The following is a 13,926-nucleotide window of genomic DNA, read 5'->3' on the forward strand; positions in this document are numbered from 1 at the left end:
ATGGCTACAATTATAAACATGCCTCGCTTAAGCGACACAATGGAAGAAGGAGTTGTTGCTTCTTGGTTAAAAAATGTAGGTGACAGCATTGAAGAAGGCGATATTTTAGCTGAAATTGAAACTGACAAAGCTACCATGGAATTTGAATCTTTTCACGAAGGTGTTTTATTACACATCGGGGTTCAAGAAGGCGAAGCTGCTCCTGTTGATACTTTATTAGCTATTATTGGTGAACAAGGGGAAGATATTTCTGCTTTATTAAACGGCGGTACTGCTGCTGCAACAATTGAAGAAGCTCCTAAAGCTGAAGCTGTTGTTAATGAACAGGTCGCTGTAAAAAGTGAAGCTGTAGCAATGCCAGCAGGTGTTGTTGTAATTAACATGCCACGTTTAAGTGATACCATGGAAGAAGGAACTGTTGCTTCTTGGTTAAAAAATGTAGGCGATACTATTGAAGAGGGTGATATTTTAGCTGAAATCGAAACTGATAAGGCTACTATGGAATTCGAATCTTTTAACGAAGGTGTTTTATTACACATCGGTGTTCAAGAAGGCGAAGCTGCTCCTGTTGATACTTTACTTGCTATTATAGGTAAAGAAGGAACTGATGTTGCTACCGTACTTTCAGCTTTAAACTCAGGAAATACAAGTGTTTCTGCGGATGTAAAATCAGAAGAAAAAACAGCTCCTAAAGAAGAGGCTCCTAAAGTGACTTCTAAAGAAGAAATTAAAGTAGCTACTGAAACAGTAACTACAACAACTTCTGGAGGTAGAATATTTGCTTCTCCTTTAGCTAAAAAAATAGCAAAAGATAAAGGAATCAAATTAACAGCAATTAAAGGTTCTGGTGAAAACGGACGTATCGTTAAAAAGGATGTAGAAAACTACACTCCTGCCGCTGTTAAAGTTGAAGCTCCTACTAATTCTAAATCGGTAACAGCAACTAATTTTGCTATCGCTGGAGAAGAAAACACATCAGAAGTTAAAAATTCTCAAATGCGTAAAGCAATTGCTAAAGCATTAGGAAACTCTAAATTCTCTGCACCTCATTTCTACTTAAATATTGAAGTAGATATGGACAACGCAATGGCTTCTCGTAAAACAATTAATGCTGTTCCTGATACGAAAGTATCATTTAACGACATGGTTGTTAAGGCGTGTGCTATGGCATTAAAAAAACACCCGAATGTAAATACTAGCTGGACGGATAATACGACATTATTCCACAGTCATATTCATATTGGTGTTGCCGTGGCTGTTGATGAAGGTTTAGTAGTGCCTGTTGTAAAACATACAGATGCGTTAAGTTTAACTCAAATTGGTGCTTCGGTACGTGATTTAGCTGGTAAAGCTAGAAACAAAAAAATTGCTCCTGCCGAAATGCAAGGAAGTACTTTTACGGTTTCTAACTTAGGAATGTTTGGTATCGAAAGTTTTACTTCGATTATCAACCAGCCGAATTCTGCTATTTTATCTGTTGGTGCAATTGTACAAAAACCTGTTGTTAAAAACGGTGAAATTGTTGTTGGTAACACCATGAAATTAACTTTAGCTTGTGATCATAGAACGGTTGATGGTGCTGTAGGTGCTCAATTCTTACAAACATTAAAAACTTTTGTTGAAAACCCTGTTACCATGTTAGCATAGGTTTTTAACGTATATATTTTACTGAAAAATCCCAAGCAAATGCTTGGGATTTTTTTATGGGATTAAATTATCATTTTAAAAGCACTATTTTTATACTGTACGCATTTTATCAATCAAATAAAAATCAGCTAAAACTAATGCCGCTAAAGCCTCTACAATTGGTACAGCTCTTGGCACAACACAAGGGTCATGACGACCTTTTCCTTGAATTTCGGTTAGTTCACCATCAGAATTTATAGTTTGCTGATTTGTCATAATCGTAGCTACGGGTTTAAAAGCTACTCGAAAATACACATCCATTCCGTTTGAAATTCCTCCTTGGATTCCTCCTGATAAATTAGATTGTGTTGTTCCATCTTCATTAAAAACATCGTTGTGCTCAGAGCCTTTCATTTTAGCACCGCAAAATCCGCTACCAAATTCAAAACCTTTTACCGCATTAATTGAAAGCATTGCTTTTCCTAATTCGGCGTGTAATTTATGAAAAATAGGTTCTCCTAATCCAACAGGCATATTTTGTATTACACAAGTAATCGTACCTCCAATAGTATCACCAGCTTTTCGGATTTCATGAATTTTAGCAATCATTATTTCTGCTGATTTTTGGTCAGGGCAGCGAACAATATTACTTTCTGTTTTAGAAAAATCTAACTCTTGATAAGGTTTATCAATAAAAATATCGCCTACCGATGAGGTAAAAGCATCAATATTAATATGTTTTATCAGTTGTTTTGCCAAGGCTCCAGCAACCACCCAATTTGCAGTTTCACGTGCCGAGGTACGCCCTCCGCCTCTATAGTCTCTAATTCCGTATTTTTTATCGTAGGTATAATCGGCGTGCGATGGGCGATATACATTGGTATTATGGTTGTAATCTTTACTTTTCTGATTGGTGTTTTTTATAACAAAACCAATAGAAGCACCTGTTGTTTTCCCTTCAAAAATCCCTGATAAAAACTCAACAGTATCAGGTTCTTTACGTTGGGTTACAATTTTAGATTGCCCAGGTTTACGACGGTCTAACTCTTGTTGAATAGCCTCAAAATCTACGTCCATTCCTGCTGGAAAACCATCAATAACGCCACCTATTGCCGTTCCGTGTGATTCACCAAAAGTGGTTACTTTTAATATATTTCCAAATGAATTAAACATGCTTCTTTATTTTAAAACGAAAGTAATTTAAAAATTATAATTCTCTTAAAAAAAACACCAAAAACTAATCAAATAGGTATAAATATAACACTAATGCTATCTTTTGTATATCTATCTAAATTTTTTTTAAATATTTACATTCACATAACCTACTGATAAACAATAACAAATATTTTAAAATAGCGCTTATATAATTTTAAGCTTAAAAAAAATCAATTTTTATTTTCTAGAAACAGAAAAAGGTTGTAAATTTGCAACCGCTAACAACTAATACTTGTTTAGCAGGTCTGGAGAAATGGCAGAGTGGTCGAATGCGGCGGTCTTGAAAACCGTTGTACTGCAAGGTACCGGGGGTTCGAATCCCTCTTTCTCCGCAAAAACCGAAACATTTAGTTGTTTCGGTTTTTTTTTGTGGTTATTTATAAAAAAATTACAATTTCATTTCATCCATTTTGGCATCTAATTTTTTCCAATTTGGCATATATTTAGCCACTTCTGCCCAAAATTCTTTTGAATGATTTTTAACTTTTGTGTGTGCCAATTCATGTACAATTAAATAATCAATTAAACTAAATGGCAGTTTTATTGCGTCAATATTTATTATAATTGTATTAGAAGCCGTACAACTTCCCCAGCGTTTTTCTAGTTTTCTTATTTTTAATTCTTTGAAAGATAAGCCTGTTTTTTTAGCCCATTTATTTATTCTTGGCGTAATTTTTTCAATAGCTTTACGCCTAAAAAAAACTTCAAAAGCATTTTTTAAATCGGCTTGATTATTTAAAGAATTTGGTAATGAAATTTTAAATTTAGATGCCGTAAAATCAATTTCAATATTTTTTATTTCATCATCAATTAAAAGTTGAACATAGTATTTTCGCCCTAAATATTGCATTCGTGAACCTGTAACAATCGCATCAACATCGATTGCACAAACCAAGGCTAATTTCTCTAAAATCCAAGAAGCTTTTTTTAAAATTAATTTTTGCTGTTCTTTTTCAGTAATAAAACACCCTTTTAAAACAACACCTATGTGTTTTTCTACACTAATATAATGCGATTTTAACTGATTATTTTCTTCAAAAAAATAGTCAATTGTTTTATTTCCGTAGGCTACTTTAGTCATTTTTAGTTTTTTAATTAGAGTCTGTTTAAATTTTAATCAATAAAATTTTATTTCAAAAATTTATAAAACACCTGTCAGTTCTAGTGATTTTTTTCTTTCAAATTCCTTTTAGTCATTAAAATAACTCGAATTGACAAAAATCCGATAAAAACTACGGCAAATCAGGATGCGATGCTGAAATAAATTTAGTTTAACGGATTCGATTCCTTATTTTTCCGTTATATTTTTTTTCAGATGAAATTTAAACAGGTTACAAATTTTTAATTAAAACAGCAATCATTTCTTTTGCTTTTATTTTTGCTTGATTATCGGCAATTTTGGCGGTTTTTAAATGATTTTTAACTTTCTTTTCAATGTCATTTCTCACACGCCCTTTTTCTTGCCAATCTATAATTTCTAATTCTTTAGAAATCATATCAAACATTGTTTTGGTCATATTTTGAGCATCTTCGGCAAATAATACTTTCATAGAATCATAAATAGCACGTTCTCCAGTGGTTTTAAACCCTTTTTCTTCGCCTTCTTTTTGCTGATTAATAATTTCATCTTGTATTTCTGAATAGGCTTTAAATAATTCTAATTGCCCAATACGCTCCGCTGCTTTCAACTTGAATAACTCCTCTAAACGCTGTGCTAATGGCTTGTAAAAATCAGGGTTTTTATCGATGCCAACTTTTATGGTATGCTTTAAATGCGTACGCATTTTTAGCTCTTTGGTGGCTGGCGATGCGTTCATTATTTCTGCCTTAAATTTATCTTTATCAGTAATAGAAATTGGCTCATCTAACAGATTTTCTACGCCTGTTGCTGTTAAATGTTCATTGACCATTGCTTGTAAGATTTCACTTTCTTCTTTGGTGGTTTTTAATTCATCATCATCAGGAAAAAAGTTTTTGGCTGTTAATTTTATGTCATTAAAAAGCTTAAAATCGTATTGATATTTTAGTGCTTTTTTATTAGGCAATACAATACTCATCGATTTTTTAAAGGCTTTTAACAATACTTTAAAAGTATCTCTTTTGTCAAGAGGTTCAATAAATAGCAATGCTTTATCGATATATGCTTTTCTATTTTTAAGGCTATCAATTTTTATCGGCTTAAAAAAATCAACTAATTTATGGTGATTCATTGCTAATTTTGGCAATTCTTCATTTATATTTCTTAAAATATCTTCGGGTTTTATATCGCCTGAAAAAATTTCTAATGCCTCAATTAAATTGCTTGTAATTCCGTTATAATCCATTATTAAACCTACTTCTTTTCCTTTTCTAGTACGGTTTACTCTGGCAATTGCTTGTAATAAATTATGCTCTTTTAACGATTTATCTAAATACAAACAAGATGCTATTGGTGCGTCCCAACCTGTAAGTAACATATCAGATACAATTATTATTGCCGTATTATCATGCTTCTTTTTTCCTGATTTTTCGGTGGCTGATATTTCTCCGAAAGGCAATTTAAAATTATCGGTAACTTCTTTAATTTGATTTGTCGGAACTACAAAAATTGGTTTTTTATCCTTCGGATTCTCTTCATTCCATTTTAATGTTTCGTAATATTCTTTCGCAATAGCATCTTTTTTAACCGAACCAAGGCTAATAATTACTTTGGTTTCAAAATTATGAAATCCTTCTTTTTTTAATTTATCTAAGGCTTCTTGATACCTAATTGCGTGTTTTCTTCCGCTACAAACCAACATCGCTTTATGTCCGTTTTTATATATTTTAGTGCGATAATGAGTAATTAAATGTTTTGAAATGTCATTAATTCTTTTTTCTGAAATAAGGTGTTTCTGTAAGGCTTCATTTTTTAATTTATCTTTTTTAGCTTCTGATAAATGCCCAAATTCCTCTTCAAATTCTTTGTCTAAGGCTTCTTTTTTAACTGATAATTTTGCAATACCTTCATCATATAATAAAGGAAGTGTTGCCTTATCGGCTACCGCTTGGGTTAGCGTATAAACATCAATATAATCGCCTCCATAAAACTCGTTTAATGTCGATTTATCCTGCTTTGAAATTGGCGTTCCTGTAAAAGCTACAAATTTTGCTTGTGGTAAAACTGTTCGCATAAACGACGCTAAAAATCCGTAATGACTTCGGTGGGCTTCATCAACTAAAACATACAAGTTTTCTTTGTTTGATAGTTCTTCTAAAGGTATTTCTTCACGCTCAATTTCAACCCATTTATCTGCCTTTAATTCTTTGGTTATTTTTATTAAAAACCTATCTTTTATATGTTTTTCATATTTTAAATTACCAGATTCTTCCAATTCGGTTTGGTCGATAGAAATAGTTTGTTTTGGGTCTTTTTCTTGAAATTTCTGAATTGTACTTGTTATTATTCCTCCGTAATCGTTGCGTAGTAATCCATCTAAATGAACAACAGAACTCGCTTGATTTACATTTTTAAATCCGACATTTCTAAAGGTCGTGTTTATTTGCCTATCTAAATCTTTTCTATCGGTTAAAATTAGCACCGTTGGGTTTTTAAAACCAAATTCTGGTGCTTGTAATTTTCGGGCAATATATACCATCGTTAATGATTTTCCTGAGCCTTGGGTATGCCAAACTACGCCACCTTCTCCCGATTGTAAACGACTAATTGCTTTGTTCGTTGCTCTTATTTGCTGATATCGTGGTAATTTTTTAACCGTAATTCCTTGGCTGGTTTCAAAAATTACAAAATGACGGATTATATCTAAAAGCCGTTCTTTTTTAAATAAAGCACGTATTAGTTTATCTTGTTCACAGTTTGATTTTTCTATAATTTCGGTATCTTCTTTAGATGTTTTAAAAACCGAATAAAATTGTTGCGGGGCATTTACCCCGCCATATTTTGCACCAACACCCCAAATACCTACATTTATTTGATTGTAATAAAATAATTTCTCGTTTAAATTTTCATATTCTTTTAAATCGCTAAAAGCCGAATCCCAAGCATTTCTTGAACTTGCCGATTTACATTCTATTACTGAAATTGGCAAGCCGTTTAAAAAAACCACCAAATCAGGGATTGATATTGTATCTAATCTATTTTTAAATCGCATCTGATTTACCACCAAAAAATCATTGTTTTCTGGTGTATTATAATCGACAAAATAAACAGGTTTAAAAACCTCAACGCTATTTATAACTTGCTTTACTGTAAAATTTCCGCCTCGTAATAATTCCCAAATTTGCTCATTATTTTCCATTAACGACGCACCATTTACAGCCGTTAAAGCTGTTATTGCCTTGGCACAATTTACTTCATTTATCCATGGATTAATACGTTTAATGGCACTTTCTAAACGAGTTTTTAAAAGTACTTCAGAAATATTTTCTCGTTCTTTTTTTTCGCTCGCATTATAATATTGGTAGCCTAATTTTTTAAATAATTCGATTGCTGGTAATTCGCTATCTATATATTCGGGTGACTTTTTCATAGTTTTTTTTATTTAGCAATTATCTATCTTAATTCTATCGGACAAAATCAAATAAATAAACACTATTTGTCCAATAGAATGTCCAATAGGAATATTTATAATAAACGATATTTTCGCCATCTATTTTCGCCAATTTGTTGAATTTCGCCTTCTTTAATTAATTTATCTATTGAGCGCTTCAATTTTTTTTCATGAATCTCTAAACCTATTCTAGTATGAATATCTGATTTAGAACAAGGCTGGTATATTTTTAAATCTTCTAAAATAAGATGTTCTAAACGATGTGATTCAATTTTCTTTAAATCTGTTACACCTTTAAAATCTATATTTTTTAACAATTCAGGATTTACAGAATATTCTCTTGCTTTTGTTCGTCCTTTACTTAAAATTATATCATTTTTAAGTAATTTCTCTATCCAATATTTTAAAGAATCATTAGTACGAACGCATAATTTTTTTGATAACCTAATGGCTGAAATAGCACCACTTTGTGCAATAAGCCCTAAAGCTATTATTTGTTTTTGATTCAAATTAAATTCATCATTTACCCTAGACATTAAACGAACAACCTCTTTACTTATAATTTGCTTTTTTAAAGTTACGATAACTCTATCGTCCCATTCTTCCACTAAAGGTTCTGATTTCCCGTTAAACAATTGAATTTCAAAAATCTTATCATAACCGCTACCTTCTTTTTCTATCAATTTTAAATCGTGAAATATTTTAGATAAATGCTGATTACGCTGTACCGATTTTGAGAGAATATTTGAAGGTGTAATTCCTAAAGGTAGTCTTCCAGGCGAATGTATTTCTAATCTATCATGATATAAATTTATAAAAATATCTCCTCGCATAGTGTACACTTTATGCACCAATGCATTGGCGATTATTTCTCGAATAACTTCAATATCATAATTCGGAATTGTTTTTCTAAAAAGTCCATCTGATATTTCTACGGATTCTTTCCAATCTGGCAATCCAATAATTTCATTTAATAATTCTTTTGGGTTTTTTGTAAAATCATCCCAAAGCATTTTGTTTATTTTATTGCCTTGTTCATCATATTTAATAAATTGAATTGTAGGCGCATAATGTAATAATGCTCTATCTTTTCTTGTTCCAAACCACAAAAGACCTAAGTTGGTTACATAATTTTTTGAGGTTAATAAATAATAGTCTAAAAGCTCTTCTCGAGACATTTCTCTTACGAAATTACTTACACGCTCTGAATTAATAATATCAGATAAAAGCCTATCTCTTTTTGAAAAATCGACATTTTCTATTGAAATTTTACGAACTACTTTTTCTTCCCAAACAAAAGCTTGTTTTTCCGAAGCAACTCTTGTCATATCTTCAGGCATAAGAGGTCGGCATTCATCGGCAACTCGCATATAATATTTCCCATTTGACGTACAAGCAATCGTTTGGCTACTTCTTAAAATCTTTAAATTGATATATTCTCCCCCATTTTCTGCTTTTTCAATAGATGGGATAATTCCTACATTTAAAGTAAGTTGTGGTATTCTTTTATTTATTTCATCAATTAATCGAGGTTTTATTTTTTGTGTTGCATCAGGAAAATCTTCCTCATCTTCAATACCAATATGAATTTCGCCTCCAACACCATTGGCAAAGCAAACACAGTCTTTTGCTAACTCTTTCCAGTCGGCAGTTGAACCTTTAATAAGTTTCAGTGATTTTTTATCAAAATGACTATTTTCTTCCATAATTATTTTTTTTATCGACCAATTACTCGTTATTTATCGGTTTTTGGTCGATAAAAACTGATTTATTCATTTTTTACACCTTTTTTTTAAACAACCTCCAAATAACAAGGGATTTTAACCCCTTGCCGTTCTACTTTCCTAATGTAATTATTTCATCTTTTAAACCGAAACTCGAACTTTCCCCGTTAATAACTGTTGCATCAAGCCTTTTTTAAGATTTTGATAATAGCTTTTCTTTTCTGATAAAACTCCTAACTTTTCATCTACGGAATTTAAAATTGAAGCGATTTTTTCTTGTTCTTTTAGTGGGGGAAGTGCAAATGTTATTTCTGAAAGATGTTTTGTGTAAATATGTACAACAGAATTTCCTTGTCCTAATTTTTTTGTCTGATTTCTAACTATACTACTATTCATCGTATATGATAAGAATTTTGAATTTCCTTTATTTGGTCGATGAATTATAAGGTCTCCACTCGCAAAAACTTTTTCATTTCCGATATAAGTTACACATTTACCTATATCTTCTGCTGTTTCTCCTGAACCTGTAAAAAGTAAATCTCCACTATTGAAAGAATTACTTTTATCTGCTGAATCTTGGTTTATAAATGATTTTAATTGATAAATAATAGTATCATAAATTGTATAAATTTCACCATAACGAATACATGAATATTTACCTTCTTTTAATATTTCAGATTTAGAAATACCTTTTCCTTTAAAAAATTCTCCTATTTCCGCCAATCTCACAACCTCCCAACTCTTTGGAATTTCACCCAACGCCGATTTTTTAAATTCCGTATGTCCAATTCCTTTGGATAACAGGCTTTGCATCAATCCTTTTTTTAAGTTTTTATTTTCGCTAATTTGTTCGTCTATTATTGATATTTTAGCATCTACGGTGCTTAGAATTTCTGCGATTTTTTGTTGTTCTTGTAGTGGGGGAAGTGGAATATTTAAGGATTCGAAGATTGAAGAACTTATATTTGGAGGGTCTGTTCCAGTTAATTCCTTTTCCATTAAATTTATAAATGAAGACGAATTAAAAACTTGATACGCAAAATTTTTATTTAAATTTTCATCCTCTACAATACGCCCGACTCTTTGATTTAATAAAGAGCCTGAATCAAATTTACTAATTCTAGCAATTTTTAGTTTACCACTTAAAATTGGTCTTGTCATTGCTAAAATTATATCTCCTTCATGTAAAACAAAGTCATTATTACGAATTTGAAAATCAAAAGGTAAATAAGATTTATCATCCCATTTAATTTTATTTACACCAACATTAGCAATTTTAACCCATCTAATACCATTTTCACAGGAATCGGAACTTTTAAAAGCAAAACCACCTTTTAGTTTACAAACTTTCCCTAATTTCACAACCTCCCAATCCACAGGAATTTCTCCCAAAGCCGATTTTTTATATCCTACTTTCATATCCCCAATTCTTTTAAAAACTCGTTTAATTTCGCATCAATTTCGGCTTCTTGTTTATGTAACTCGGCTAAATGCTGATGCACGGCTTTAATATCAATAATTTCTTCGGGTTCGCTGGTATCAATATAACGAGAAATATTTAGGTTATAATCGTTTTCTGCAATTTCAGACATCGAAACGATACGCATATATTTATCAATTTCGATGGCTTTGTCGTATGCGTTTACAATTTTATTGATATGCTCGTCTAATAATTCATTTTGATTTTTTCCATCTTTATAATCAGCACTAGCATCAATAATAGTAACTTTATTTTTCTGATTTTCGGTTTTATTTTTATTGATAACCCAAATACTCGCAGGGATTCCCGTATTATAAAAAAGTGCCGATGGCAAGCCTATAATTGCTTCTATTAAATCATTTTCAAGCAAAGCTTTTCTTATTTTTCCTTCTGTACCGCTTCTAAAAAGTGTACCGTGTGGCAACACTACGCCCGCTTTTCCGTCTTGTTTTAATACCGCAATCATGTGTTGTAAAAAGGCTAAATCGGCATAAGCTCTTGGCGGTGTTCCGTATTGAAAACGCCCATATTTATTATCGCTTACTACTTTGTTATAATTTGGCGTTATTTTCTTTTCTTTACCGTTTTTATCAATTTTAGTTTCAATATTTTTTTCGGCAGGAGTCCACCAACCACTCATAGAAAACGGCGGATTTGCTACCACACGATCAAACAATTTTAGTTCGTTTTCGCTGTTAAAATGTTTTGGAGCTACTAAAGTATCGCCTTTTTCTATTTTGGCATCGTTAAAATCGTGAAGCAACATATTTAATTTCCCGATAGCCCAAGTACTTAGGTTTTTCTCTTGTCCGTATAAACTTACATTTATATTTCCATTAATTTCGCCTTTAGGTTGCTGTGCGATATATCGTGCCGATTCTATTAACATTCCTCCCGAGCCACAAGTGGGGTCGTAAACAGATTGTTTTGGTTGTGGTTTTATCAGGTTTACAATAAGTTGCACCACGCCACGAGGTGTATAAAATTCGCCACCTTTTTTCCCTGCATCATTGGCAAATTCTTTGATTAAAAATTCGTAGGCATCTCCTAGCAAATCGTTCGATTCTAAGTGGTCATTTCGTAGTGAATATTTATTAAAATGACGTAATAATTGTTTTAAAAGGTCATCGCTTAACATTTCTTTATCGCCAAATTTAGTGGCTGTCATTACGCCTTCTAAATCTGTATTTTCAGATTCAATAGCACCAAAAGCTTCATCTATAATAACACCGATATTTTCCGTTTGCTCGGTAATATATTGCCATTGAGCTTTTTTAGGAAGTTTAAAAAACACCTCATCTTGGGCATCTTCTCTTGAAGAATTATCATTTTTCATGATATTTTCTACCTCTTCTTGAAAAACATCGTTAGAGCGTTTTAAAAAAAGCAGTCCGAAAATGTAGTTTTTAAAATCAGAAGAATCAATACTTCCACGTAATATATTTGCCGAATCCCAAAGCCAAGAGTTAAGAATATCTTTATTTAATTTATTGTCAGTCATTTAATTTTTGATGAATTATTTTGTGTTTACTCTAGGGGTAATATAAATTTTTATTGTAAAAAAGCCTATTAAAATAAAATAAACGTCATACTTAATTTAGTTCAGCATCGCATCAAAAGGAGAACTTCGGCAAATCAGGATGCGATTTCTTATTTTTCTGTTATATTTTTTTTTCAATGCTATTCAATAATAATTTTATTGACAAAAACTGTCAGTTCGAGTGATTTTTTCCTTCAAAAAAATGGTATCGAGAACTTTTTTATCCTCAAAACTCATCAATATAAAACAATTCAAATTCTCGATACAATTTTAATTCCTTTTAGTCATTAAAATCACTCGAATTGACAAATTCAATTTACTGTTTTTATACTACAAAATTTTTTCAGATGAAATTTAAATAACCTCTAAAGAAAATAAATATTTAAAAAACTTGCAATAATCAAAAAAAAGGTTGTAAATTTGCAACCGCTAACAACTAATACTTATTTAGCAGGTCTGGAGAAATGGCAGAGTGGTCGAATGCGGCGGTCTTGAAAACCGTTGTACTGCAAGGTACCGGGGGTTCGAATCCCTCTTTCTCCGCACAAAACCGAAACATTTAGTTGTTTCGGTTTTTTTTGTCCTAAAAACAAGGTTTTTATCATTTCTAAACTTCATTATCAAAAGATTTTTCTTTTTAGTTATTTTTAATAACTTAGCTCATAATACTAAAGCAGAACACTTTTATATTATGGAATTTTTACTAATTATTTTCTTATTATTTATAATATCTCTCTTTTTTGCTATTAAATTAAAAGCATCAGCAGGTACTATTATTACAGTTATAATTCATTTAATTACTTTTATTCCTTTTCTGTTTTGCTTGCTAGTTAGTGCTGAACACAACATAGCCATAGATCCAATGGACCAAGGCTACACTCCTCTTGGGCAAAAACATATGCTCACTGTTTTTGTTTTTTACATATTATATGTTATTTCTAAAATTTTAATTTGGAAGAAAAGTAAAATACTACCACCACTTACTTGGGGTATTGCAACTGTTTTTGTCGTTATTGGTATTGTTTTAAATGTTTTTATCATCCTTCAAACATCCTATTCAAATGATATGTTTGAATTCAATTCCGCCTCGCTTATTAATACCTCAACAAACAATAATGCAATAACATTTTTTTTATTTTATCCTTTTATATCTAGCATTACTTCTTTTTACATATTAGCTAAAAGTTTTAATACTGTCGCTAATCATTTTGATGAGTATCAATACCAAAACTCGATTCTAAATTATTTACATAAAACACTTTTCAAAATAAAATCATATCCCTTACTAATACTAATGTTAATTTTTCCTGTTTTTTGTGTGATAACCATCATTTTAATGCTATTTGGGCAAGATGCTGACAGCATGATAAAGGTATTTACTGATACTACAACTTGGCGTTTTTCTCAACAATCACATCCACCAGCACTAGACCATAAAGGACACTATTTATGTACTGTTGCAGCACGAGGAAACCCAAGTATTGTAAAACCGATAAGAATAGGAAAAAGACACGGAAAACCAATTGTAATAAATAGGCAATTAATGATTGCCAATGCTTTTGAAGATTTAATTCAAGTTAATTACCCGAAAACACATCATTTTATTCGTAAAAATTATGATACTTACGGCTATAATTTATCCAAAGTTATAAATACGCCTTTCAAATCTGATGTAACATACATAATAATGAAACCACTAGAATGGTTCTTTATTATTTTTCTATATCTATTTTGCACGAAGCCAGAAGAATTAATCAAAAGACAATACAGATAACATTTTATAAAAACCCAGTACTTTTACATACTAATTAT

8 protein-coding genes and 2 tRNA genes are annotated in these 13,926 nt (G+C 31.3%); 4 read left to right on the forward strand and 6 right to left on the reverse strand.

Annotated elements, in window-relative coordinates; all coding sequences use genetic code 11:
- Nucleotides 1-1,647 carry a pyruvate dehydrogenase complex dihydrolipoamide acetyltransferase gene (locus DPIF8902391_RS06050; RefSeq protein ID WP_172505312.1) on the forward strand — a complete coding sequence of 549 codons (1,647 nt, stop codon included), beginning with the start codon at nt 1-3 and terminating at the stop codon, nt 1,645-1,647.
- A 90-nt stretch (nt 1,648-1,737) separates the two neighbouring features.
- Here the strand turns inward: DPIF8902391_RS06050 and aroC are convergent, their stop codons facing one another.
- Nucleotides 1,738-2,799 carry a chorismate synthase gene (gene aroC, locus DPIF8902391_RS06055; RefSeq protein ID WP_172505313.1) on the reverse strand — a complete coding sequence of 354 codons (1,062 nt, stop codon included), beginning with the start codon at nt 2,797-2,799 and terminating at the stop codon, nt 1,738-1,740.
- 289 nt (nt 2,800-3,088) lie between these two features.
- Here aroC and DPIF8902391_RS06060 point away from each other — a divergent pair.
- Nucleotides 3,089-3,173: transfer RNA gene (locus DPIF8902391_RS06060), tRNA-Ser, on the forward strand.
- Nucleotides 3,174-3,229: 56 nt separating this feature from the next.
- Here DPIF8902391_RS06060 and DPIF8902391_RS06065 read toward each other — a convergent pair.
- The 5 genes from DPIF8902391_RS06065 to DPIF8902391_RS06085 form a co-directional block, all read right to left on the reverse strand.
- The gene (locus DPIF8902391_RS06065) at nt 3,230-3,922 is read right to left on the reverse strand and encodes a M48 family metallopeptidase (protein WP_058885708.1); all 693 of its coding nucleotides are present in this window, start codon (nt 3,920-3,922) and stop codon (nt 3,230-3,232) included.
- A gap of 250 nt (nt 3,923-4,172) precedes the next feature.
- Nucleotides 4,173-7,349 carry a type I restriction endonuclease subunit R gene (locus tag DPIF8902391_RS06070; RefSeq protein WP_172505314.1) on the reverse strand — a complete coding sequence of 1,059 codons (3,177 nt, stop codon included), beginning with the start codon at nt 7,347-7,349 and terminating at the stop codon, nt 4,173-4,175.
- Nucleotides 7,350-7,444: 95 nt separating this feature from the next.
- Entirely contained in the window at nt 7,445-9,076 is a 1,632-nt protein-coding gene (locus DPIF8902391_RS06075) for an ATP-binding protein (RefSeq protein WP_172505315.1), read from the reverse strand.
- 159 nt (nt 9,077-9,235) lie between these two features.
- Nucleotides 9,236-10,513 carry a restriction endonuclease subunit S gene (locus DPIF8902391_RS06080; RefSeq protein WP_172505316.1) on the reverse strand — a complete coding sequence of 426 codons (1,278 nt, stop codon included), beginning with the start codon at nt 10,511-10,513 and terminating at the stop codon, nt 9,236-9,238.
- Nucleotides 10,510-12,075 (reverse strand): type I restriction-modification system subunit M, encoded by a 1,566-nt coding sequence (locus DPIF8902391_RS06085; RefSeq protein ID WP_172505317.1) that lies wholly within the window; start codon nt 12,073-12,075, stop codon nt 10,510-10,512. The genes DPIF8902391_RS06080 and DPIF8902391_RS06085 overlap by 4 nt, the downstream gene beginning before the upstream one ends.
- A 497-nt stretch (nt 12,076-12,572) precedes the next feature.
- On the opposite strand from DPIF8902391_RS06085, the gene DPIF8902391_RS06090 reads away from it, so the two are divergent.
- Nucleotides 12,573-12,657: transfer RNA gene (locus DPIF8902391_RS06090), tRNA-Ser, on the forward strand.
- Between the two features lie 148 nt (nt 12,658-12,805).
- Nucleotides 12,806-13,888 (forward strand): DUF6688 domain-containing protein, encoded by a 1,083-nt coding sequence (locus DPIF8902391_RS06095; protein ID WP_172505318.1) that lies wholly within the window; start codon nt 12,806-12,808, stop codon nt 13,886-13,888.
- The last annotated feature ends 38 nt before the right edge of the window (nt 13,889-13,926 follow it).

It is taken from the genome of Tenacibaculum finnmarkense genomovar ulcerans, assembly GCF_900239495.1.
Lineage (GTDB): Bacteria > Bacteroidota > Bacteroidia > Flavobacteriales > Flavobacteriaceae > Polaribacter > Polaribacter ulcerans.

Excerpts from the sequence above, each read along its gene's own strand:
- DPIF8902391_RS06085 (WP_172505317.1), bottom strand. The coding sequence starts at position 12,075 with ATGACTGACAATAAATTAAATAAAGATATTCTTAACTCTTGGCTTTGG.
- DPIF8902391_RS06080 (WP_172505316.1), bottom strand. The coding sequence starts at position 10,513 with ATGAAAGTAGGATATAAAAAATCGGCTTTGGGAGAAATTCCTGTGGAT.
- DPIF8902391_RS06070 (WP_172505314.1), bottom strand. The coding sequence starts at position 7,349 with ATGAAAAAGTCACCCGAATATATAGATAGCGAATTACCAGCAATCGAA.
- DPIF8902391_RS06065 (WP_058885708.1), bottom strand. The coding sequence starts at position 3,922 with ATGACTAAAGTAGCCTACGGAAATAAAACAATTGACTATTTTTTTGAA.
- DPIF8902391_RS06075 (WP_172505315.1), bottom strand. The coding sequence starts at position 9,076 with ATGGAAGAAAATAGTCATTTTGATAAAAAATCACTGAAACTTATTAAA.
- DPIF8902391_RS06050 (WP_172505312.1), top strand. The coding sequence starts at position 1 with ATGGCTACAATTATAAACATGCCTCGCTTAAGCGACACAATGGAAGAA.
- DPIF8902391_RS06095 (WP_172505318.1), top strand. The coding sequence starts at position 12,806 with ATGGAATTTTTACTAATTATTTTCTTATTATTTATAATATCTCTCTTT.
- aroC (WP_172505313.1), bottom strand. The coding sequence starts at position 2,799 with ATGTTTAATTCATTTGGAAATATATTAAAAGTAACCACTTTTGGTGAA.